The 22,839-nt window shown below is 61.5% G+C and carries 21 protein-coding genes and 1 tRNA gene; 8 read left to right on the top strand and 14 right to left on the bottom strand.

Annotation, left to right across the window (positions count from 1 at the left end; translation table 11 throughout):
* Positions 1 to 27: 27 nt before the first annotated feature.
* From B0G77_RS09010 to B0G77_RS09025, 4 genes are all read right to left on the bottom strand, one after another.
* Entirely contained in the window at positions 28 to 1,566 is a 1,539-nt protein-coding gene (locus tag B0G77_RS09010) for a DEAD/DEAH box helicase (protein ID WP_133661827.1), read from the bottom strand.
* 201 nt (positions 1,567 to 1,767) lie between these two features.
* Entirely contained in the window at positions 1,768 to 2,388 is a 621-nt protein-coding gene (locus B0G77_RS09015) for a hemolysin III family protein (protein ID WP_133661828.1), read from the bottom strand.
* A gap of 130 nt (positions 2,389 to 2,518) precedes the next feature.
* Complete coding sequence (locus tag B0G77_RS09020; RefSeq protein WP_133661829.1) at positions 2,519 to 3,817, bottom strand: cytochrome c; 1,299 nt, start codon at positions 3,815 to 3,817, stop codon at positions 2,519 to 2,521.
* A gap of 21 nt (positions 3,818 to 3,838) precedes the next feature.
* Positions 3,839 to 4,570, bottom strand: a complete 732-nt coding sequence (locus B0G77_RS09025) for a c-type cytochrome (protein ID WP_133661830.1) — start codon at positions 4,568 to 4,570, stop codon at positions 3,839 to 3,841.
* A 309-nt stretch (positions 4,571 to 4,879) separates the two neighbouring features.
* Here B0G77_RS09025 and copC point away from each other — a divergent pair, with 309 nt between their 5' ends.
* Positions 4,880 to 5,275, top strand: coding sequence for a copper homeostasis periplasmic binding protein CopC (gene copC, locus B0G77_RS09030; protein WP_133661831.1), 396 nt, complete (start codon positions 4,880 to 4,882; stop codon positions 5,273 to 5,275).
* Positions 5,272 to 6,201 carry a CopD family protein gene (locus B0G77_RS09035; RefSeq protein WP_133661832.1) on the top strand — a complete coding sequence of 310 codons (930 nt, stop codon included), beginning with the start codon at positions 5,272 to 5,274 and terminating at the stop codon, positions 6,199 to 6,201. Before copC ends, B0G77_RS09035 begins: the two co-directional genes overlap by 4 nt.
* 194 nt (positions 6,202 to 6,395) lie before the next feature.
* Here B0G77_RS09035 and B0G77_RS45235 read toward each other — a convergent pair whose 3' ends face one another.
* The 4 genes from B0G77_RS45235 to dgoD all read right to left on the bottom strand — a co-directional run bounded on the left by B0G77_RS45235 (position 6,396) and on the right by dgoD (position 8,396).
* On the bottom strand, positions 6,396 to 6,527 hold the full coding sequence (locus B0G77_RS45235; protein WP_279571292.1) for a DUF2158 domain-containing protein: 132 nt from the start codon (positions 6,525 to 6,527) through the stop codon (positions 6,396 to 6,398).
* Positions 6,528 to 6,557: 30 nt separating this feature from the next.
* Positions 6,558 to 6,860, bottom strand: coding sequence for a hypothetical protein (locus tag B0G77_RS09045; RefSeq protein WP_133661833.1), 303 nt, complete (start codon positions 6,858 to 6,860; stop codon positions 6,558 to 6,560).
* A 227-nt stretch (positions 6,861 to 7,087) separates the two neighbouring features.
* Entirely contained in the window at positions 7,088 to 7,240 is a 153-nt protein-coding gene (locus B0G77_RS43100) for a hypothetical protein (protein ID WP_166656126.1), read from the bottom strand.
* Positions 7,241 to 7,247: 7 nt separating this feature from the next.
* Entirely contained in the window at positions 7,248 to 8,396 is a 1,149-nt protein-coding gene (dgoD, locus tag B0G77_RS09050) for a galactonate dehydratase (protein ID WP_133661834.1), read from the bottom strand.
* A gap of 213 nt (positions 8,397 to 8,609) precedes the next feature.
* On the opposite strand from dgoD, the gene B0G77_RS09055 reads away from it, so the two are divergent.
* A complete protein-coding gene (locus tag B0G77_RS09055) occupies positions 8,610 to 9,287 on the top strand; it encodes a FadR/GntR family transcriptional regulator (protein WP_133661835.1) in 678 nt (225 codons plus the stop codon).
* Positions 9,288 to 9,309: 22 nt separating this feature from the next.
* Here the strand turns inward: B0G77_RS09055 and B0G77_RS09060 are convergent, their stop codons facing one another.
* A complete protein-coding gene (locus tag B0G77_RS09060; RefSeq protein ID WP_133661836.1) occupies positions 9,310 to 9,612 on the bottom strand; it encodes a hypothetical protein in 303 nt (100 codons plus the stop codon).
* 374 nt (positions 9,613 to 9,986) lie between these two features.
* On the opposite strand from B0G77_RS09060, the gene B0G77_RS09065 reads away from it, so the two are divergent.
* Positions 9,987 to 11,126 carry an IS630 family transposase gene (locus B0G77_RS09065; protein ID WP_133660551.1) on the top strand — a complete coding sequence of 380 codons (1,140 nt, stop codon included), beginning with the start codon at positions 9,987 to 9,989 and terminating at the stop codon, positions 11,124 to 11,126.
* 166 nt (positions 11,127 to 11,292) lie between these two features.
* Here the strand turns inward: B0G77_RS09065 and B0G77_RS09070 are convergent, their stop codons facing one another.
* The 5 genes from B0G77_RS09070 to B0G77_RS09090 form a co-directional block, all read right to left on the bottom strand.
* Complete coding sequence (locus tag B0G77_RS09070) at positions 11,293 to 12,435, bottom strand: porin (RefSeq protein ID WP_133661837.1); 1,143 nt, start codon at positions 12,433 to 12,435, stop codon at positions 11,293 to 11,295.
* Positions 12,436 to 14,220: 1,785 nt separating this feature from the next.
* A tRNA-Met gene (locus B0G77_RS09075) sits at positions 14,221 to 14,297 on the bottom strand.
* 81 nt (positions 14,298 to 14,378) lie between these two features.
* Entirely contained in the window at positions 14,379 to 16,037 is a 1,659-nt protein-coding gene (locus B0G77_RS09080) for an MFS transporter (RefSeq protein ID WP_133661838.1), read from the bottom strand.
* Positions 16,038 to 16,267: 230 nt separating this feature from the next.
* Positions 16,268 to 17,839 carry a sensor histidine kinase gene (locus B0G77_RS09085; protein ID WP_133661839.1) on the bottom strand — a complete coding sequence of 524 codons (1,572 nt, stop codon included), beginning with the start codon at positions 17,837 to 17,839 and terminating at the stop codon, positions 16,268 to 16,270.
* A gap of 9 nt (positions 17,840 to 17,848) precedes the next feature.
* Entirely contained in the window at positions 17,849 to 18,595 is a 747-nt protein-coding gene (locus B0G77_RS09090) for a response regulator transcription factor (protein WP_133661840.1), read from the bottom strand.
* Between the two features lie 254 nt (positions 18,596 to 18,849).
* Between B0G77_RS09090 and recA the strand changes: the two genes are divergently transcribed.
* The 4 genes from recA (at position 18,850) to sucC (ending at position 22,791) form a co-directional block, all read left to right on the top strand.
* Positions 18,850 to 19,923: a recombinase RecA gene (recA, locus tag B0G77_RS09095; RefSeq protein ID WP_133661841.1), complete on the top strand. Its 1,074-nt coding sequence runs from the start codon at positions 18,850 to 18,852 to the stop codon at positions 19,921 to 19,923.
* A gap of 7 nt (positions 19,924 to 19,930) precedes the next feature.
* The gene (gene recX, locus B0G77_RS09100; RefSeq protein WP_133661842.1) at positions 19,931 to 20,764 is read left to right on the top strand and encodes a recombination regulator RecX; all 834 of its coding nucleotides are present in this window, start codon (positions 19,931 to 19,933) and stop codon (positions 20,762 to 20,764) included.
* 99 nt (positions 20,765 to 20,863) lie between these two features.
* Complete coding sequence (locus B0G77_RS09105; RefSeq protein ID WP_133661843.1) at positions 20,864 to 21,625, top strand: DUF2889 domain-containing protein; 762 nt, start codon at positions 20,864 to 20,866, stop codon at positions 21,623 to 21,625.
* The gene (gene sucC / locus B0G77_RS09110; RefSeq protein WP_133661844.1) at positions 21,622 to 22,791 is read left to right on the top strand and encodes an ADP-forming succinate--CoA ligase subunit beta; all 1,170 of its coding nucleotides are present in this window, start codon (positions 21,622 to 21,624) and stop codon (positions 22,789 to 22,791) included. Before B0G77_RS09105 ends, sucC begins: the two co-directional genes overlap by 4 nt.
* Positions 22,792 to 22,839: the final 48 nt, after the last annotated feature.

The raw sequence follows: 22,839 nt of genomic DNA on the forward strand, positions 1-22,839 counted from the left end.
TCGAGCGCGGTTGGGTTGCCGTTGTGCTCAGCGACCCCGTTGGCCGCCGTTGCGCGGCGGATGTGCGCTACGCGGCGCGTCGCCGCGGGGCTTGCCGCCCAGCAGCGCGCCGGGGCCGCCACCTTGCGGCTTGCGCGGTGCGCGGTTAGCGGCGCCGGCCTCGTGCGTGGCGGCACGCGGCTTGTCGTGGTGACGGGTCGTTTCGTGACGGGGGTTGTCCTTGCGTACCTGAGCTTGCCCGCTACTACCGGGCTTCGCGGCTTGAGGCCTCGTCTGCGGTTGCTGTTGCGACGTGCCGCTGCGCGAACCGGAACGCGGCTGCGCCGCGCCCTCACGCTTCGGTGCGCCTTGACCTTGACGCGGCTGACGACCGCCACCGCCGCCCTGACCGCGCCGCAGGATCGGTTCCGGCTTGGCGTCCGGATCAGGCTCGAAGCCTGCGATCACTTCCTGAGGCACTGGCCGCTTGATGAGCTTCTCGATGTCCTTCAGCAGTTGCAGTTCGTCGACGCAAACCAGCGACACCGCCTCGCCCGTTGCACCGGCGCGGCCCGTGCGGCCGATACGGTGCACATAGTCTTCCGGCACATTCGGCAGGTCGAAGTTGACGACATGCGGCAACTGGTCGATGTCGATGCCGCGCGCGGCGATATCGGTGGCAACCAGCACCTGCAGCGTGGCGTCCTTGAACTCAGCCAGCGCGCGCGTACGCGCCGACTGGCTCTTGTTGCCGTGAATCGCGAGCGCGCTGATGCCGTCCTTTGTCAGCTGTTCGGCGAGGCGGTTCGCGCCATGCTTCGTGCGCGTGAACACCAGCACCTGGAACCAGTTGTGCCGGCGGATCAGGTGCGTGAGCAGTTCGCGCTTCTTGTCGCGATCGACCGGGTGAATCTTCTGCGCAACCGATTCCGCCGTCGTGTTGCGACGAGCCACTTCGATCAGCGCCGGCGCGTCGAGCAGATTGTCGGCAAGCGTCTTGATTTCGTCGGAGAAGGTGGCCGAGAAGAGCAGGTTCTGGCGCTTCGGCGGCAGCTTCGCGAGCACGCGCTTGATGTCGTGAATGAAGCCCATGTCGAGCATGCGGTCGGCTTCATCGAGCACGAGAATGTCGAGTTGCGACAGATCGATCGTCTTCTGCTGCATGTGATCGAGCAGACGGCCAGGGGTCGCGACGACGATATCGACGCCGCGCCTTAACGCATCGATCTGCGGATTGATGCCGACGCCGCCGAACATCACGGTCGACTTCAACTTCAGGTATTTGCCATACTGGCGCACGCTTTCCTCGACCTGCGCCGCGAGTTCGCGCGTCGGCGTGAGGATCAGCGCACGCACCGCGCGCTTGCCCGATGCGTTGTTGACGGGTTGCATCGTCGTCAGGCGCTGCAGGATCGGCAGCGTGAAGCCGGCGGTCTTGCCGGTTCCGGTCTGCGCGCCGGCGAGCAGGTCGCCGCCGTTAAGGACGGCAGGAATCGCCTGGGTCTGGATAGGTGTAGGGGAGGTGTAGCCCAGTTCGTGAACAGCACGGACCAGCGGTTCGGACAAGCCGAGGGAATCAAAAGACATAGATACTCTTTGCAAATGCAGATGTGGCGACCCGCGCCTGTGCAGCCAGGAGGCGCGACTAATGTCTCAGCGCCGAAGCCGGACTGAGGCGGAGGCTGATCGCCGGGAAATCGGCGGTACGCTCGCAGGCGCACCGAATGCATCAACGCGCTATCAAGACACGTTGACTGGCGTTAAGTTGCATTTCGCCGTCGTGGAATGTCACGCGACATAGCGCGCAACACTGACGAATTGACACAGACTGCCGGCCAGCACGAACAGGTGCCAGATGCCATGTCCATGCCGGATGCGCTCGTCGTTGATGAAGAAATAGATACCGACACTGTAGATGATGCCGCCGGCCACGAGCCATGCGGTGCCCGCAGGAGGCAATGCCTCCACCAGCGGACGAATGGCAACGAGCGCGAGCCATCCCATCAGGACATACAGCACCATCGAAACGCTGCGGGTGCGTCGCCCGAGCGTCAGTTCCTGCACGATACCGAGGGCAGCAAGCCCCCAGCTCACGCCAAACAGCGACCAGCCCCACGGACCACGCAACGTGACCAGCGTGAACGGCGTATAGCTGCCGGCGATCAGCAGGTAGATCGCCGAATGGTCGCATTTCTGCAGGATCGCCTTGAGACGCGGATTGCGAACACTGTGATAAAGCGTGGAGATAGCATACAGCACGAACAGCATTGCGCCGTACACCGCGAAGCTCACGACCTTGTACGGATCGCCGGCAAGCGCGCCCATCGTCACAAGCGTCGCCAGTCCCGCAACCGACAGCACCGTGCCGACGAGGTGGGTCACGCTGTTGAAACGCTCACCGATATGCACGGCTCTTTCTCCTGCCTGCCTCATGCGCCTCATCGCGCGCCCTCATGCTACACGCGTCGGGCACCGGCCAAAAAACAAGGGGCGCGGCCGCGATGCTCCGCTGACCGCGCCCCGGTGCATCCGACATCGCTTAATCGAGCGGCGCCGAACGCAGATCGCTCACCTGTTGCGGCGACACCGCCGTGCCGTGGTTGCCCCACGACATACGAATGTATGTCACAACCGCAGCGACTTCCTGATTCGACAGCGCCTGCGCGAACGGCGGCATGCCATAAGGCGACGGGTTGCCATCCGTGCTCGGCGGATAACCACCGTTGAGCACCATGCGGATCGGGTTGACTGCCGATGGCATCTGGATCGACTGGTTGTTCGCGAGCGGCGGGAAATGCGGCGGCCGGCCGAGACCATTTGCTTCGTGGCACTTCGCGCAGTTGTCAGCGTAGATCTTCTGACCTTGCTTCAACAGTTCGCCACCGAACTGTTCCGAAGTCTCGAGCTGCAGGTGTTCCGGTGCTTCGCTCTTTTGCGGAATCGTCTTCAGGTACGTGGCCATCGCCTGGATGTCTTCGTCCGACAGGTACTGCAGGCTGTTGTGGACGACTTCAGCCATCGGACCGAACACCGCGCCGCGATTCGACACACCGGTCTTCAGCAGATCGGCGATGTCCTTCGGATCCCAGTCGCCGAGACCCGCTTCCCTGTTCGACGTCAGCGACGGCGCAAACCAGTTTTGCAGCGGAATCAGGCCGCCTGCAAATGCAGCCGAATTCACCGGGCCACCCATCGCGTTGATCGACGTGTGGCACATGCCGCAGTGGCCGAGGCCTTCGACCAGGTAAGCGCCGCGGTTCCATTCGACCGATTTGGTCGGATCCGGCTTGAACTCGCCTTCGCGGAAGAAGAGCGTGCGCCAGCCGATCAGCAGGTTGCGGTTGTTGAACGGGAATTTCAGTTCGTGCGGACGACTCGGCACGTTCACCGGCGTCACAGAGCGCAGGAACGCATAGATTGCGTCCGAATCGGCGCGGGTGACCTTCGTGTAGCTCGTGAACGGGAAGCCCGGGTACAACAGGCTGCCGTCCTTCGAGCGACCCGTGTGCATCGCGCGGTAGAAGTCATCCGCGGTCCACTTGCCGATGCCGAATTCGTCGTCTGGCGTGATGTTCGGCGTGAACATCGTGCCGAACGGAGTAGCCATCGGCAGACCACCGGCGAATTGCTTGCCGCCACGCACCGTGTGGCATGCAATACAGTCGCCGGCGCGGGCGAGGTACTCGCCCTTCTTGATCAGGGCGGCCTGATCAGCGGGCGTTGCCGCGACGGCCGAACCGTTGTGCAGGTTGTCGCCGCCCGACCAAAGGACGGGAACAAGCGCGGCAGCCGCCGCGACGACGACTGCCGAAAGTGCGAACAGGGACTTGCGTTTCATTTGAATATCTCTCCCGGTGCCTTATTGCGGTTCGCTGCCGCAGGCAAGCGGAGTCTTCATCGAGCGGGCTGGAGCCGGCACGGGGTTTTGCGGTGCCGATTGCGTGGAAAGCCACACAGCGACGGCGTTCACGTCTTCATCGGTAAGGCGCGTGGCGATGGTGTGCATGCAGTCAGGCTCGATGGCATGGCGCGAACCCGAACGCCATGCGCCGAGCTGCGCGCTGATGTAGTCGGCATGCAGGCCCACGAGACCTGGAATCGCCGGTTCCATGCCGGTCAGCTTCTGGCCGTGGCAGGCCGCGCAGGCCGGGATGTTTCGCGAAGGATCGCCGTTAAAGACGATCTGTTTGCCGTGCTCGACCACCGAGGCTGGCACGGTCGGCTTTGCCGGCGTCGGATACGGCGGACGCTGTTGCGAGAAGTACGTCGCGATCTGATGGAGATAGTCGTCCGAAAGATACGTGACGAGGTAGTTCATCGGCGGGTACTTGCGGCGGCCTTCGCGGAAGTTCTTGAGCTGGTTGAACAGATAGTCAGCCGGCTTGCCAGCGAGACGCGGGAAGTAGTCGTTGTCCGAGCCCTGACCGTGGGAGCCATGGCATGCCGTACACCCTTGCACGCGCGCTTCCATCGTGTCCGGGGCTTTCGGCTGGGTCTGCGCTTTCGCAGCGCTGAAGACGCCTGCACTGCCGATCAATAGAACGGCGAGCAATAGGCGGAAAATGCGTCTTGAAGACACGCGTAACTCCATCAAAATCGGGGACCAGACCGAACTTCGAACGGCTCGGTGTTGAAGGCAGCCGGCGCTGCGGCGACGCAGCATTCTATCATCGATGGGTGATGGTGACCATTTGGCATGTTGTCCATGGTCCATCAGTAGACGTCCGTGCGGCAGTTTGACGCAGAGGCAATCGGTGCCCTCATCGGACGGACTTTTGTCAGGCATGTTGAACCGTCGCGCACGAGTCAAATCGAAGCGTACACTCGCGGTCTTGCCGGCTAACTGCCGCGCCGTCTGCGTTCCTTTCCGTTTTCATTTTCTGACCTGTCGAATCCATTCATGAAGCCAATCGATTCCTCCCGTCTCTCGCCGCGCGCGTCGCGTGCTGCGCGTGTGGCGGCGGCGTGCGCCACCGCACTCGCGTTCTCGTCCATCGCGTTTGCCCATGCGTTACCGACCTCGCGCGAGCCCGCGCCGAACGCCACCGTCAGCGCACCGAACCAGGTGACGATTCACTTCAGTGAGCCCCTCGAACCCGCATTCAGCAAGATCACGCTGACCGATGCGAACAGCGGCGCGGCTGTTGCCGGTACCTCGGAAGTCGACCCGCAGGACAAAAAGACCATGCATCTCGCGGTTCAGACGCTCGCGCCCGGGCGCTACACGGTGCATTGGAATGTGGTGGCGAGCGACGGCCATCGCACCCACGGCGACTATGCCTTCACCGTGAAATGAGGGTCGACGGGCTGTGGATCGGGCAGGTCGCAATGGCCGCGCTCACGAACGTCGCGTTCGCGTTTGCCGTCGGTTCGGCGCTGCTGGGCGCGTGGCTCGCGAAAGATGGCATACAGACCGTGTCGCCGGCGCGCGCCGCCTGGTTGCGTGCGCAACGGTCGCTGGTGACGGGGGCGACCGTGCTCGTGCTTGCCGACGTCGTCTGGCTGCTGTACCAGAGCGCTTCGATGAGCGGCGTGGGATTGCCGGAGGCGATCGGCATCGTACCGACCGTGCTGTCGCAGACGCACGTCGGCTATGCGTGGAGCCTCGCCTTCGGGGGGGCGGTGGTCTTGTTGCTGACTTCGCTTGCCGGCCATCAGGGCACGCTTCGCAATGCCTTGCTGTGGCTCGCGGTGATCGCGGTCGCAGCCGGCAAGGCCTCGCTTGGGCATGCGGCTGACGCGGGTCCGGCGTCGGCGGCGATCGGCATGCACACGTTGCATGTGCTTGTGACGAGCGTCTGGGGCGGCCTCGTGCTGGCGGGCGGCCTGGGTGTGGTGCCGGCCCTCGGTACCTCGACGGCGCGCGGTGTGATGATCCGCACGGCGGGGCAGCTGTCGAACGTGTCACTCGTGGCGGTCGTGTTCGTGTTGCTGACAGGTGCGTTCAATGCGGCGCGTGGCGCGGGCGGCTCGTTCGAGGCGATCGAGGTCAGCACGTGGGGTCACATTTTGACGCTCAAGCTGATCCTGGTCGCGCTGGCGCTCGTGCTCGGGGGGCTCAACCGCGTGTCGGCGCTGCCGCGCCTGCGCCGGACCGCCTCGACGATGGATGCGCACACGTTCACCAACGTGCTGTATCTCGAAGCGCTTGCGATGCTTGGCGTGTTTGTAGCGGCGGCGGTGCTGGCGCACAGCATTCCGGGGTTCGCCGCCCTCGGCTGACCGGCGCAGGGACGCGTCCCACGCACGAAGCGTCGCACGGCAAGCCTCTGCGGCACAAACATACGGACGACCCGGCGGCGAGCCGGCGATTCCGTAGCTGTTCTCGATGCCCGTCAGGAAGCGAGCGCGTCGTGCGCCCGCTTCAGCATCGCTTCCGAAAACATCCCCTGGCGCAGTTCGCCGTCGCAGCCGGTCTAACGGCAGATCAGCCAGGTTCCCGGAGCAAACATTACTGGACCGACCCAGGTGGCCGTCATCGGGCGGTCGCTGAAATTCGAGGTCAGGACTTCGCCGGTCCGGTAATTTCTGATGGGGGGCGTTAGCATCGTGAGCGTTTCATCGATGAACAGGGGGCGTTACTCGTAGCCCAACTTATGGGCGAGGATCGGCGCAAAGAAGAGTGCGATCGCGGCGCCGGCAACCTTGCCTTCGAGTTCGGCGGCCGCGGCGCGCGAGCCGTAGACGTGCGTCAGCAGTTCGAACAGCTGCGGCACGCAGTACAGCGCTGCAGCGGCGATGAAGCATTTCTCGACGAGGGAAATCTGCCAGCCGCGATCGTACGCGACTGCCGCGAAAATGATCCGCAGCACCCCGAAGACGACCAGTGCGCCTACCGCTGCCTGCTCGCGAATCAGATAGTCCGGAACAAACTCACCCATGTCAGCCTCTAGCTTTTGTCGTTTGCCTGCGATCTCGCAAGGAGCGGGCCAGAAGTGACAGCGGGTGCAAGTGTCATGTGCAAAGCCTTGTGCGGTGAGGCTTCGCGAAAGGTGGGCGGGCCATGGCCGCGCAGTTACCGATGGTTCTTCAGCAAAATGCACCTTGAACGATACGAAACTGAAACGGCTCCGACGCCGCGTCACGTAATGTCGGAGTCCGGCATGTGTCAAGAATGAAACTCGGGCGATCCGACCGCCTTGTTCGACGAGGCGCTGCCGTCACGTCGACCTTCAGGGGATTTGCCCAGGCAGGCGGGGCTGCCGGGTGCAGCAGCAACCTCAAGCGAAGAGGTCGCCTCGCAGGCGGCGTCTTCGCTCATGGTGGGATTACCACTCCGCGACGCTGCCGTCCGCGTGACGCCACACCGGATTGCGCCAACGATGGCCGACCTTCGCCATCTCGCGCACCTTTTCTTCGTTGACCTCGATGCCGAGACCCGGACCCTGCGGAATCGACACAAAGCCGTCGTCGTATTTGAAGACTTCCGGATTCTTGATGTAGTCGAGCAGGTCGTTGCCCTGGTTGTAGTGAATGCCGAGGCTTTGCTCCTGGATGAACGCGTTGTAGCTGACAGCGTCGATCTGCAGGCAGGTGGCCAGCGCGATCGGGCCGAGCGGGCAGTGCAGCGCGAGGGCGACGTCGTACGCTTCGGCCATCGAGGCGATCTTGCGGCACTCTGTGATGCCGCCCGCGTGCGACGCATCGGGCTGGATGATGTCGACGTAGCCACCCGCCAGAATGTGCTTGAAGTCCCAACGCGAGTAGAGGCGTTCGCCCAGCGCGATGGGCGTGTTCGTCTGGTTGACGATGTCGCGCAGTGCTTCGGCGTTTTCCGATAGCACCGGCTCCTCGATGAAAAGCAGCTTGTACGGGTCGAGTTCCTTCGCGAGCACCTTTGCCATCGGCTTGTGCACGCGGCCGTGGAAGTCGACGCCGATGCCGATGTCCGGCCCGACTGCTTCACGCACTGCCGCGACGTTGTTGATGACGCCCTGAACCTTGTCGAAGGTGTCGATGATCTGTAGCTCTTCCGAGCCGTTCATCTTGACTGCCTTGAAGCCGCGTTCGACGACCGCGCGGGCGTTGTTCGCGACGTCGCTCGGACGATCGCCGCCGATCCACGAATACACCTTGATGCGGTCGCGCACCTGGCCGCCGAGCAGCGCATGCACCGGCACGCCGTGATGCTTGCCCTTGATGTCCCACAGCGCCTGGTCGACGCCGGCGATCGCGCTCATCGTGATCGGGCCGCCGCGGTAGAAGCCGGCGCGGTACATCACCTGCCAGTGATCTTCGATCAGCAACGGGTCCTTGCCGATCAGGTAGTCGGAAAGCTCATCGACCGCTGCCGCAACTGTGTGCGCACGACCTTCGACCACCGGCTCGCCCCAGCCGACAATCCCTTCGTCGGTCGTGATCTTCAGGAAACACCAGCGTGGCGGGACGATGAAGGTTTCGAGCTTCGTGATTTTCATGGCGAGAGTCTCCTGATTGCCGCGTCGGGCTGATCGTGAATCGATCCGGATCCGGGGAGCCACATCGTACAACAAAATCGCCTTTAAGTATTATTAATAGTACTATTGGTGGAGATTGTTCCGCTTCCAGCATGGCGGTTCGCCGACGGGATGCCGGATAATCGCGGTCGTTCGAACAATAGATAGCGCCGCAAGGCGTGGTGGAGAACAGCCATTCAGCACGATCTGCACGGGCGCGTCGCCCATCTGCTCGCGACGTCCATCCTGCGTGGCGACTACGCGCCCGAATCCATCCTCCCCCGTGAGGCGGAGTTGATGGAGACGTTTGGCGTGAGCCGCACGGTGCTGCGTGAGGCGTTGCGGACGCTGACGTCAAAAGGGTTGATTGAATCGCGTCCGCGGGTGGGCACCCGGGTGCGGCCAAAAAGTGCGTGGAATCTGCTCGATGCTGATGTGCTCGACTGGTACTCGCGCGTCGCGCCACCTATGGAATTCGCGCTCAAGCTGCAGGAAATGCGCGAGATGATCGAGCCTTATGCCGCCGCGCTCGCCGCCTCATCCCACACTGAAGAAACATTCGATTCGCTTGAGGCCGCCCATTCAGCAATGGTGATGGCGCGAAATGTCGACGAATGGGTGCGCGCGGATCTTCGCTTCCATCTCGATGTATTAACGGCGTGCAGCAACGAATTGCTGATTCCGCTTGGGACGTTGATCGAACGCACGCTCGAAGCCCAGTTGAGGCTCAATGCGAAGCGGGCGGATGTGTTCAATGCGTCGCTGGCCGAACACACGGCGGTGTTCGAAGCGATCCGCGATCGCGACGCGGACGCTGCGCGACATGCGATGGCGAGTCTTCTGGGTGTGACGCGGGGAAGGATCGAGGCGTGAGCCCCGGACCATTGGCCTCAGGCTACTTCGTATAGGGCTGGACGAGCTCGAAGCATCCGAAAAGTGCAGTCGGTGTTCTCGGTTTCGGCTCGAACGCGTGCTGTTCGACACACTTGAACGCGCTCTGGTCCCGCTGGAGGTAGAACGTCTCGACTGAGCCGGCCTTGCCGTGGGGTTCGCCAATCACTGAGACAATCCGGTAACCGTCTTGCAGCAGCGTCGAAAGGGTGGTGGGATTGGCTTGCCACTGACTGTCGGCGGCCTCGCCAGCGTGAGCGGCGAACGTGACCGTCGTGAGCAGAAGGACGAAAGGACGGAGTTTCATCAGCGGATTTCCCTCTGGTTTGTGAGCGCGCCGCAGCGGTGCCTTCCTGCAGAACACGAAGCGCCCTGCAATTTCAATCGTTCGACTACGCTCAATGGAGACGGGTTCAGACGATGCTATTGCCCGCGGCTTTTTTTGGTCGGGATCAGTAGTGAGGTTTCGTCGGCAACCTCGTAGCGCCCGACTGCACCCCTCTTCAGCCGGATTGACGTAGAAGGCCGTCAAGGCGAGAAAAAACGTCACACGTTTCTTGCTGACAAGACTGCTGATCCTGACGGCGACAGGTGGCTACGCTAGTAGTTCGTTCCATCAATACAGTTACTAAATAAGCGATAATAGCCTCGTTTCGTTCGCAACTCTTGACGGAGGTGACGATGGCGAGGAAGTCCAAACGTGCGGCGCTGGTGCTTACACCGGAGCAGACGACGACGCTCAAGGAACTTGCTGGATCGAGGACAGCGCCCGCGCGCGAAGTCGAACGGGCGAAGGTGCTGTTGGGCTACGCCGCGGGCACTTCGATCACGGAGCTGCAACGCCAGCTCGGGTTCAGTCGTCCGATGATCTATCGCAGCGTTGACAAGGCGCTGGCAGCAGGTGTGCAAGCGGGTTTGAAAGACAGGTACCACCGGCCGCATGAACCCGAGATCAGCGATGAAGCCAAAGCCTGGGTGGTGAGCATCGCGTGCACCAAGCCCAAGGATCAGGGCCTGGCGGCCGAGTTGTGGAGCATCTCCGCACTGGCGCGGTTTGTATCTGAAGGAGCCGAGGCCGCTGGATTCGCTCGCCTGGCCAACGCTGGCAAGAGCACCGTGTGGCGCATCCTCAACGAGAACGAGATCAAGCCCCACAAGATTCGCTACTACCTGGAAAAACGGGACCCGGAGTTTGACCGCAAGATGCAGGAAGTCCTGATGGTCTACCGGGATGTCTCGATCTACCGGGAGGGCGCCGTTCATGATGCGCGACCCAACCCCATCTATACCGTCAGCGTCGACGAGAAGCCGGGTATTCAGGCGATCGGATTGACCGCGCCGGATCTGCCCCCGGTACCGGGCAAGGCATCAACCGTCGGGCGCGACTACGAGTATGTGCGTCGGGGCACGGTATCGATTCTCGCCGGAATCGACTTGCACTCGGGTCACATCTTCGCCAACGTCGAGGACCGCCACCGCAGTGTGGAGTTCATCGCGCTGCTCAAGCGCCTGGACGAGTACTATCCGAGCGAGGCCATCATCCGCGTGGTGCTGGACAACCATTCGGCCCACATCTCCAGGCAGACCATGGCCTATCTCGCCTCGCGCCCCGGGCGCTTCGAGTACGTTCACACACCCAAGCATGGCTCCTGGCTTAATCTGGTCGAATGCACCTTCTCCAAAATGGCCCGCACTTTCCTTCGCCACATCCGGGTCAAATCGATCGATGAACTGAAGGAGCGCATTCTGAGGGGCATCGAGGAATTCAATGCCTCACCGGTTGTCTTCCGCTGGAAAAAGGTCGACCTCGGCGTGGCTTAATATGTAACGACTTTGATGCAACGATCTACTAGTCAGGCGCTGCGCGATTCCTGCGTTGCGCTTCAGTCCGTTCGGTCGAAATGGCGCTTCTGCCTTCACTCGTGCTGGAAAGCCTCGACCAATAAAAAAGCCCGCCGAAGCGGGCTTTTCGTCAAGCTGACATCGATCAGAACTTGTGGCGGATGCCCACGGTCACGAGCGCTTGCTTGTTGCTGCCCGAGTCGCCGGTGGCCGAACCGATCACAGCCTGAGCCTGGCCGCCCGCCGGGTCTTCCGTGCCAGACGCAAGCGCGTAGGCTACCTGTGCGTAAACGTCCGTACGCTTGCTCAGCAGGTAGTCGGCGGCCAGAGCGAACTGGTTGTACTTCGCCGACGAATTGCCGGTCGAATGCATGTACGTGTAGCCCGCTTCTGCCTGCAGCGGCGCCGAAACCTGCCACATTGCGTACACCGAACCCGTGTTGTACTTCTGGGCCCGCGTGAACAACGAGCGGCCGTCAGCCGTATATTCGGCGTAGCTGTAGTAGCCACCCGCCGTCACAGGGCCAAACGTGTAGTTGCCGCCGATACGGGCATTGTTGATCGAGGAAGCGCTCTGGTACGCCGCGTTCACTGAGGTATTGAACAGGCTATCCCACGTAGTGGTCCCAGCGAGGCGAGCGGCCAAAGTGTTGCCGTTGCTCAGATGATAGTAACCTGCCGCCAGGTTCATCTGACCGAAGCTGTACGATGCCGCACCGGCGTAACTCTGACCCGAGCCGGTAGCGCCTGCTACACCGCCCAGCGAGTACATACCTTCGAACTGAAAGCCAGCCCAGACCGGCGAGGTGTACTTGATCGAGTTATTGACGCGCGCGCTGTTGTCGGCGTTGTCGATGTCACCCGGCGTGCTGAAGATGCCGCCGAGCCAGTTGTCGCCCTGAACCGGCTGAACCAGATCAACCAGCGGATCGTACTGGCGGCCGGCCGTGACCGTACCCCACGTGTCGCCCGTCAGGCCGATGTACGCCTGGCGACCGAACATGCGGCTACCCTGGCCGAGCTTGCCGTTCGTCGAGTTGAAGCCGTTTTCCAATACGAAGATCGTCTTCAGGCCACCACCCAGATCCTCTGTGCCCTTCAGGCCGAAGCGGTTGCCGGACATGTTGCCCGACGACATGCTGTACGAGTTACCGTTGCCGCCGTCGTTGTGAATGAACGTAAGGCCCGTATCGACGATACCGTAAAGCGTAACGCTGTTTTGTGCGTGGGCTGCGCCGGTGGCGCCCAGCATGGCCAGCGAGAGCGTCGCCAGTGTGGTCTTTTTCATCTGCATCCTTGGATTCTAGTTAAAAGAAGATTGCGGGGCAGAGGATACAACGGGACCCGGTTTGGATAATTTAGTGTTGTGCGAATGCAACGTTAAGTTAGTTTGCCTAACTATCTCGCTTAAGAAGGAGTCGTGTACGAATACACGACTCCATATCCGGGTGCAACTACAAACCACTCGTGGAGAATGAGAAAGTAACCGGACGGCGAATGTTAAGGGGGGGCGTTAAGTTGCGTCAAGAGTTCGAAAACAATTCGATTCTTTGCGGTCGATGACCTTTCTTCGCGCGGTTATGCGGGTCGGTGTGGCCTGGACCTGGCGCTCGCGCGGTCGTTCGAAAAGACGAAAGCTCGGGACCGGGAGGGATCCGCAGCGCGGACCGGGCCGGTCACTTGCGAGGCTGTCTGAGGGTGGCGGGGAGTGGCCCGGTGCTGCGGCTTGCGCCGCTGCTGATAGTCGACGTCGTCCCCTCACTCCTTCCGCCGTACGCGGTAGCGGTGGTCATTGCCGAATCGAAGTGTGCGAACCCTGGGGAGCAGCGCGGCAATAATTAGAGTCTTCATTTCGAATCTCCCGTTAAAAGAAGATCTCGTGAAGATAGGGATTCTTGTTTATGGATTGGCTGATGTAGTGATACGCGATGCTATATTATTTAGTTGGATGAATGCGGCCGATGGGAAGCTAATCGCGATATTCTTTAAAGAGCGATATCTTTCCGCATAAATAGATTGAACCAATAATCGCGGTTTATCATGATTTTCCTCTTTGCGAGCCGGGTGTAATTCAATATCTGCGACGAGGGGTGTGCCGCATTTTCTGGTTATCCGATTGGCTTTGATAGTGATGACACATCAGGGAAGCCAGTAATTTGCTGTGGCTCGCAAGCACTCTGTCCAGCAGGCGTTGGCGGTTGTGAGCTTATTGTCAGGTTAATGCCGTGTCTCCGGACTAGGTGAGCTATATGCAAATGGCATCAATCTCAGCCTTGAGAGTCGAATTTTCATTCGATAGTAGTGCCTGGCAGAAGTAGCGTTACGCGGCACCAGTGGATTCGGGTTTTTAAGTTGCGAGCCTGGCCGGCGACCAGGAGTCCTGTATTCAAGGATGCCTGTTTGGGCATCAACGCAAACCAACTGGTCATTCTGTCACTAGAGTTCGCGGTTTCCGTCCTGATTTATTGGGGTAGCGACGAATATAAATACGCAGGCCTAGTCGAAGCTCAGCGCTTTCGTGCCGGAATCGAACCGCATTTTCGGTACTTGAGTGTGGTGGTGGAGGGGCGGTCAGCTATGTTGATTCGAGTAATCTGTCGCGACATCAATCGCTTGACACAACTTGCCCCTCTTTCAGTGGGGGATTCCGTGTCCGTCAAGTCCTGTTTGCTGGCAGCGAAGGCCTTCAGGTTGAACTTTGGCTAAAACCAGCGGGTGCTACGAGGAAAGTCTCGCCAACCTTGATTCTGCCTGGTTGATATTTGCTGAATCGCCCGCTATCGGGAAGCGCGACCGCTAATCTGCACTTGCGGCCCGCGTTAAGAGTTGTTCTCTCACTCCGCGGACCCATTGAGTGGCAATGCAGTCAGTTGTGCCAGTTGGAATTCTTCGATGCGAGTGGAACGTCTGTGCCGCATTCGCTCTGGCAAATGGGCAACCGGGAGACCCCGTAGAGGGGCTTGACGGAGGTGGCGCGTGGAGACGTGCCAAGCCAGCATCTGCGGCCTCAACCGTGACGCCAGAAGTAAAAAGCCCTTGAACTTCGTTAGAAGATTCAAGGGCTTGGCGCAACTGGTGGCGAATCAGGGATTCGAACCCCGGACCTGCGGATTATGATTCCGTCGCTCTAACCGACTGAGCTAATTCGCCGAAAGAAGCAGAATTATGGAGATGACGGCGGGGGCTGTCAACCCCCGCGGGTCACATTTTTGGACTTCCCATCCCGAAGCCTCAATCCTCGGCGTAGATGTTCGAGTCCTTGGTCTCCTTCACGAACAGCATCCCGACCACGAAGGTAACCAGCGCGATCACGATCGGATACCACAACCCCGAAAAGATGTTGCCCTTCGCCGCGACGATTGCAAAGGCGGTTGCCGGCAGGAAGCCGCCGAACCAGCCATTGCCGATGTGATACGGCAGCGACATCGACGTATAGCGGATCCGCGTCGGGAACATTTCCACCAGCATCGCCGCGATCGGACCGTACACCATCGTCACGTAGATCACGAGAATCGTCAGGATCACCACGGTCATCGGCCAGTTGATCTGCGATGGGTCGGCCTTCGGCGGATAGCCGGCGGCCTTGAGCGCCACACCGAGCGACTTCTCGAATGCCTTTCCTTGTTCCTTCGCGTCGGCGGCCCGGCCATCAAACGTGTCGATTACGGTGTCGCCAACCTTGATCTGCGCCAGCGTGCCTGCCGGGGCAGCCACGTTGTCATAGTTCAGGCCGGCCCTCGACAGCGCGCTCTTCGCGATATCGCACGAGCTCGTGAACTTTGCCGTGCCGACCGGGTTGAACTGGAACGAGCACTCATCCGGGTTCGCGATTACAACAATCGGCGACTTCTGCTGCGCGGCCTCGAGCGCCGGGTTCGCGAAGTGCGTCAAGGCGTGGAACAGCGGAAAGTACGTGAGTGCGGCGATCAGGCAGCCCGCCATGATGATCGGCTTGCGGCCGATCTTGTCCGAAAGCGCGCCGAACAGGACGAAGCATGGCGTACCGATCAGCAGCGCCAGCGCAATCAGGATGTTGGCGCTGGTGCCGTCGACTTTCAGCGTCTGGGTCAGGAAGAAGAGGGCGTAGAACTGGCCCGTGTACCAGACGACCGCCTGGCCAGCGGTCAGGCCCACCAGCGCCAGAATGACGACCTTCAGGTTCTTCCATTGACCGAACGCTTCAGTGAGCGGCGCCTTCGACGTCCTGCCTTCTGCCTTGATCCGCGCGAAAGCCGGCGATTCGCGCAGTTGCAACCGGATCCAGACCGACACGCCGAGCAGCAGGATCGACGCGACGAACGGAATGCGCCAGCCCCAGTCGCCGAACGCTTCTTCGCCCATGGTCGTGCGTACGCCGAGGATCACCAGCAGCGACAGGAACAGGCCGAGCGTTGCCGTCGTCTGGATCCACGAGGTGTAGTAGCCGCGTCGATTGGCTGGCGCATGCTCCGCCACGTAGGTCGCCGCTCCGCCATACTCGCCGCCGAGCGCGAGGCCCTGCAGCAGGCGCATCGCAATGAAGATCACCGGCGACGCAAAGCCGATCGCCGCGTACCCCGGCAGAAAGCCGACCACGAACGTTGAGATACCCATGATCACGATCGTGATGAGGAACGTGTATTTGCGCCCGACCATGTCGCCGAGGCGGCCGAACACGATCGCGCCGAACGGACGCACCGCGAAGCCGGCCGCGAAGCCGAGCAGCGTGAAGATGAAGCCCGCGGTCGGATTGACGCCGGAGAAGAAGCTCTTGCTGATGAAGGCCGCAAGCGAACCGGCCAGATAGAAGTCGTACCATTCGAAAACGGTGCCTAGCGACGATGCGAAGATCACCCGCTTCTCATCGTTCGTCATCGGCGCGTGCGAGATTTGCCCGCCAACGGTAGCCATATGTCGTCTCCAATATTGATATAAGCACGCGGTCCGCCCGACGAGGCGTCCCCGTGAGCCGATTATTGGAGCAAAAACTTACGGCCTACTGACGCGTTGTCGCGAAATCAAGATCGATATGCGTGTAACAATGATGCAGCTAATGGCATTGAAAATCCATCTATCCGGCCAGTATCTGCTTCTATCAAGCAAAATGTGGCGTGGTAATGCCGCTGCCCCGAGGGTGTCGGTTAGGGTAAGTCCCGTGCAGGTTCCAGCAGCCTCAAACTGACACGGACGAGTGTCCCGGCAAGTCGCGGTGACGTTTGATAGACGTTGTCCTCGATGCTGAGCGTGCCGCCGTGCATCGTCGCTATCTCGCGCACGATCGCGAGGCCGAGTCCGCTGCCGTCGCCTTCCCGGCCGAGAATCCGGTAGAAGCGCTCGACCACCCGCTCACGTTCGGCGGCTGGAATGCCCAGCCCGGTGTCCTCGACTTCGAGGTGCACGAGGCGTGCCGCCAGATCCGGACGGACCCGAACCGTCACGCGCCCGCCTTCGGGCGTGTAGCGAATTGCGTTGTCGATGAGGTTCGAGAGCATCTCCCGCAGCATCACCGGATTGCCGTCGACTTCGATGCGCTCGTCCGGCTCGCCAGGTCCTTCGTAGCCGAGATCCATCTGTCGGGCGAGCGCAGCCTGCACCCAGTCCCGCACCGCGCTGCGCGCCACTTCCGTCACCTCGACGGGGGAGAAAATTTGCCCTGACATGCGGTTTTCTGCACGCGCCAACGCCAGCAGTTGCGTGACGAGCCGCGCCGCGTGTTCGGAACTGGTCGCGATCTGTTCAAGCGAGCGGTGCACTTCCGCCGACGCATCCTGGCGCAACGCCAGTTCGGCCTGCGTGCGCAGGCCCGCGAGCGGGGTTTTCATCTGATGCGCGGCATCGGCGATGAAGCGCTTTTGCAGCTCCATGTTCTGTTCGAGGCGAGTCAGCAGGTCGTTGAACGAAGTCACGAGCGGTTCGATTTCCGGCGGGGCACGCCGGGCTTCGAGCGGAGACAGATCGTCGGGCCGGCGCGCGCGAATGTTCGATTGCAGCGCGTGCAACGGGGCGAGCCCGCGCGACAGTCCGAACCACACAAGCAGGATCGCGAGCGGCAGGATCACGAACTGTGGCAGGATCACGCCCTTGATGATGTCGTTGGCGAGCTGGCTGCGCTTGTCGAGCGTTTCGGCGACCTGCACCAGCACCGGCTGCGCGCCGGGCGTTTGCGGAAACTCGACGGTCGTGTAGGCGACCCGGATGTCGTTGCCGCGCAGCACGTCGTCGCGGAATTCGACGAGACCCGGCTGCGGCCGGTCGTCCTCATGCGGCAGCGGCATGTCGCGGTCGCCGCTCACCAGTTCGCCGCGCGTGCCGAGCACCTGATAGAACACGCTATCGATATTGTCGGCACGCAGGAAGTCGCGCGTCGAATCGGGCAGCGACAGTTCGGCGACGCCATTGACCGGATGAATCTGTCGCGCCAGCACGTATGCGTCGGTTTCGAGCGCGCGATCGAACGGCCCGTTTGCGATCGACTTGGCGACCAGATACGTCACGGCAATGCTCATCGGCCACAGCAGCAGGAGCGGCGCGAGCATCCAGTCGAGAATTTCACCGAACAGCGAGCGCGGGCGCGCGTCGGCGGCAGCCTCAGTTTCGTCCGGTGGGGCGAACGGATTCGCGTAGCGGGCGTCGCGGGCCTCGTCGTCGAGATTCGCGACGGGCGGCGCAAGGTGCCCGGCTTGTTCCGCGGCGTGCTCAGCGCGAGCGGGCATGCGCGATTCCTACTTGAAGTAGTGGCTGGCGGGCATCGCGCCGGGAGCCGGGGAAGAGGGCGATGCTGGCGAAGGGGACGCGGGCGCCGGGGCCGCTTTCTCCAGGCAATAGCCGAGGCCGCGCACGGTGATGATGCGTACGCCGCTGGGCTCGATTTTTTTGCGCAGGCGGTGCACGTAGACTTCGATGGCGTTGTTGCTGACTTCCTCGCCCCATTCGCACAGGTGATCGACGAGCTGTTCCTTGGACACCAGCCGGCCGATCCGTTGCAGCAACACTTCGAGGAGGCCGAGCTCGCGGGCGGACAGATCTATCACCTGGTCGTTGACATAGGCGATGCGTCCGACCTGGTCGAACGACAGCGAGCCGTGCCTTACCACCGTCGGGCCGCCGCCCGCCCCGCGGCGCGTGAGGGCGCGCACGCGGGCTTCGAGTTCGTTGAGGGCGAACGGCTTGGCCATATAGTCGTCGGCACCGAGGTCGAGGCCTTTTACGCGCTGGTCGACGCTGTCGGCTGCCGTCAGGATCAGCACGGGCAGATTCGAATTGCGCGCGCGCAGGCGCCTCAGCACTTCGAGCCCCGACATGCGCGGCAGGCCGAGATCGAGAATCAGGAGATCGAACGTCTGCATCGACAGCGCGGTATCGGCTTCGACGCCGTTCTTCACGTGGTCGACAGCATAGGCCGATTGGCGGAGTGATCGGACGAGGCCGTCCGCGAGTATGCTGTCATCTTCGGCAATGAGAATTCGCATGATGCGTTGAGGCTCTGGCATTGCCCGCGTCGTGGTATCGCCTGGCGCGCGGCGGTCTCCGAAAGTATTTGTGGTGGCGGCGAGTTTTTGCACGCGAGTTTCCGCACGTCTAGAGAAGCATGCGAATCGTGCTTGCCAAAACCACTGTTTTTTTATACAGTGTCTGCGTTCAGTGCGTTGCCTTGTGAAAGGGTTCCATACCCGGGGGCGGCACACCTGCCTCAGACGCCGTTCATCATAGCAAAGGACGATTCATGGAAGAAAGCAAGAAAGGCCAGGCTGGACTGACTGCTGAAAAGAGCAAGGCACTGGCTGCCGCGCTCGCGCAGATTGAAAAGCAGTTCGGCAAAGGGTCGGTCATGCGGCTCGGCGCGGGCGAGGTAATGGAAGACATCCAGGTGGTCTCCACAGGATCACTCGGCCTCGACATCGCACTGGGCGTCGGCGGTTTGCCCCGGGGTCGCGTGGTCGAAATCTATGGGCCGGAATCGTCGGGTAAAACGACGCTGACGCTGCAGGTTATTGCCGAAATGCAGAAGATCGGCGGCACGGCGGCGTTCATCGATGCGGAGCACGCGCTCGATATCCAGTACGCCAGCAAGCTCGGCGTGAACGTATCCGATCTGCTGGTTTCGCAGCCGGACACGGGCGAGCAGGCCCTCGAAATTGCCGACGCCCTCGTGCGTTCGGGTTCGATCGACATGATCGTGATCGACTCGGTCGCGGCACTCGTGCCGAAGGCTGAAATCGAAGGCGAAATGGGTGACTCGCTGCCGGGTCTGCAGGCACGCCTGATGTCGCAGGCACTGCGTAAGCTCACGGGCACGATCAAGCGCACGAATTGCCTCGTTATCTTTATCAACCAGATCCGTATGAAGATCGGCGTGATGTTCGGTAACCCGGAAACCACGACGGGCGGCAATGCGCTCAAGTTCTACGCGTCGGTGCGTCTGGACATCCGCCGTATCGGTTCGATCAAGAAGAACGACGAAGTGATCGGCAACGAAACGCGTGTGAAGGTCGTCAAGAACAAGGTCTCGCCTCCGTTCCGCGAAGCGATCTTTGACATCCTGTACGGCGAAGGTATCTCGCGTCAGGGCGAAATCATCGATCTCGGCGTGCAGGCGAAGATTGTTGACAAGGCAGGCGCCTGGTACAGCTACAGCGGCGAACGTATCGGCCAGGGCAAGGACAATGCGCGCGAATTCCTGCGCGAGAATCCGGACATCGCACGTGAAATCGAGAATCGCATCCGCGAATCGCTCGGTGTGAACGCGATGGCGGACGCGGTCGTGACGGGCGTCGAAGTCGCGGACGAAGAGGAGTAAGCGTCGCGTGATACGCAAGGGTCGACCTGTATTGCACGCAGGGCACGATGCGGGCGACCCGCGTGACGATGTTGAGGTTGAGCCGCGTGAAAGTGGTTCTTCACACCCGTCAAGTCCTTCACGGCGAACGGCGCCGGATTCGTCCGGCCCGGCCTTATCGTCAGGCGATTTACCTGCCTCGTTAGGGTCTTCGCAGGATTCTTTCGATCCGTTCGAATCCTTCGATGCACATGATCGGGCTGCAGGACACCTTTCGTCCGGCAGTGCCCGAACTGGCGCTGCATCGGATCAAGCACCCGAAGAAAGCACCTACACCCGGTCGCGCCGCGCACCTGGTGACGCGCCGGCTATCGGCAAACAACGCGCTTCAAATTCACAACGTCCTGCCCCCTCGCTGAAAGGCCGTGCTCTCGGCTATCTGTCACGCCGCGAATACAGCCGTGCCGAACTGTCGAGAAAACTGACGCACTATGCGGAAGAACCGGATGCGCTCGAACTCGTGCTCGACGCGCTCGAGCGCGAAGGCTGGCTATCGGACTCCCGGTTTGCCGAAAGCCTGATTCATCGGCGTGCGTCGCGTGTCGGCGCAAGCCGGATCGTCAATGAACTGAAGCGTCATGCGGTCGGCCAGACGTTGATCGAAGAAGCCAGCGCCCAGTTGCGCGAGACCGAACTGGCTCGCGCGCAAGCGGTATGGCGTAAGAAATTCGGTCAGATTCCCGAAACGCCCGCCGAGCGCGCGAAGCAGAAGCGCTTTCTGGCCGCGCGCGGTTTCTCCGGATCGACGATAAGCAAGATCCTGAAGGGTATCGACGAAGAGTGGCCAGACAGCAGCGAATAGCCCGTAAAGTCAAGCCTGGCGGGGCGGCCGGATCCGCGCAGCGACAAATACCCAGTATGCTAAAATTCGCTGGTTTTCCAATCCGGCCTTACCTCCCGCATGCCGCTTTCCCCGCCAGTCTTCCGTCAGTTGCGCCATCGTCGCGCAATCCGTGCGGAAGCCTATGAGCGCGAAGATGGTCTGTGGGATATCGAGGCGTGTCTCACCGACGCAAAGCCACGCGATGTAGCGCTTGCGTCGGGCGTCCGGACCAACGGTCAGCCGATCCATGAACTCTGGCTCCGCATCACGATCGATCGCAAGCTCAACGTCGTGGACGCACAAGCGTCATCCGACTGGGTGCCCTATCCCGGTCAGTGCGAAGCCTCCAACCCCGCCTATCGGGCCCTCATCGGGCTCAATCTGTTCCACAATTTCCGTCGCGATGCTGCCCGTTTGCTGGCTGGAACGGCAGGTTGCACGCATCTCACCGAGTTGTGCGCGTTCCTGCCCACCGCAGCCATCCAGGCGTTCGCGGGCGACGTGTGGGATACGCACAATGGTGCGCCGGGGGAGGCGTCAGGTTCTGGAGACGAGTCCGCCAGCGGTACGAACGGAGCGGCAAACAAGCCGGCAGGACAATCAATCGACAAACCGCCATTCCAGCTGGGTCGCTGCCACGCGCTGCGATTCGACGGCGAGGCGGTGCGACAGTTTCATCCGCGCTGGTATGGCCGCGCGCCGCGCACTGCGGAACAGGCAGTGGAACACGCGGGCAGTACAGCCAACCGGACGGACCGCGTAAGCGGCGCGTCCCGCATCAGCGAAAAAAGCGGAAACGAAGTTCAATCCAACTCTCAGACTGAAGGGAATCACGCATGAAGATTCACGAGTACCAGGGTAAGGAAATCCTGCGGAAATTCGGAGTCGCGGTACCGCGCGGCAAGCCGGTATTCTCGGTGGATGACGCGGTCAAGGCCGCACAAGAGCTCGGCGGCCCGGTTTGGGTCGTGAAGGCTCAGATCCACGCGGGTGGCCGTGGCAAGGGCGGCGGCGTGAAGGTTGCCAAGTCGCTGGACCAGGTTCGCGAGTACTCGAACCAGATCCTCGGCATGCAGCTCGTCACGCACCAGACCGGTCCGGAAGGCCAGAAGGTGAACCGTCTGCTGATCGAAGAAGGTGCTGACATCAAGAAGGAACTGTATGTCGGCCTCGTGATCGATCGCGTTTCGCAGAAGATCGTCGTGATGGCATCGAGCGAAGGCGGCATGGACGTCGAAGAAGTCGCAGAAAAGACGCCCGAGCTGATCCACAAGGTTGCTGTCGACCCGTCGACCGGCCTGAAAGACGCCGAAGCTGACGACCTCGCGAAGAAGATCGGCGTGCCCGACGCTTCGATTCCGCAAGCTCGTGCGATCCTGCAAGGCCTGTACAAGGCATTCTGGGAAACGGACGCATCGCTCGCCGAAATCAACCCGCTGATCCTGACGGGCGACGGCAAGGTCATCGCACTGGATGCGAAATTCAACTTCGATTCGAACGCGCTCTTCCGTCATCCGGAAATCGTCGCTTATCGCGATCTGGACGAAGAAGATCCGGCTGAAGTCGAAGCATCGAAGTTCGACCTCGCGTACATCTCGCTCGACGGCAACATCGGCTGTCTCGTGAACGGCGCGGGCCTCGCGATGGCGACGATGGACACCATCAAGCTGTTCGGCGGCGAACCGGCGAACTTCCTCGACGTCGGCGGCGGTGCGACGACCGAGAAGGTCACCGAAGCCTTCAAGATCATGCTGAAGAACCCGAACCTGACGGCGATTCTCGTCAACATCTTCGGTGGCATCATGCGCTGCGACGTTATCGCGGAAGGCGTGATCGCAGCATCGAAGGCTGTGTCGCTGAAGGTGCCGCTCGTGGTCCGCATGAAGGGCACGAACGAAGACCTCGGCAAGAAGATGCTTGCTGAATCCGGCCTGCCGATCATCGCGGCGGACAGCATGGAAGAAGCTGCGCAGAAGGTCGTCGCGGCCGCCCAGGGCAAGGCTTAACCGCCCCCGGCGTTTTCAACCGAACACGAATGGCGGCGCGAGCGCGAC

The organism is Paraburkholderia sp. BL10I2N1, from assembly GCF_004361815.1.
Taxonomy (GTDB): domain Bacteria; phylum Pseudomonadota; class Gammaproteobacteria; order Burkholderiales; family Burkholderiaceae; genus Paraburkholderia.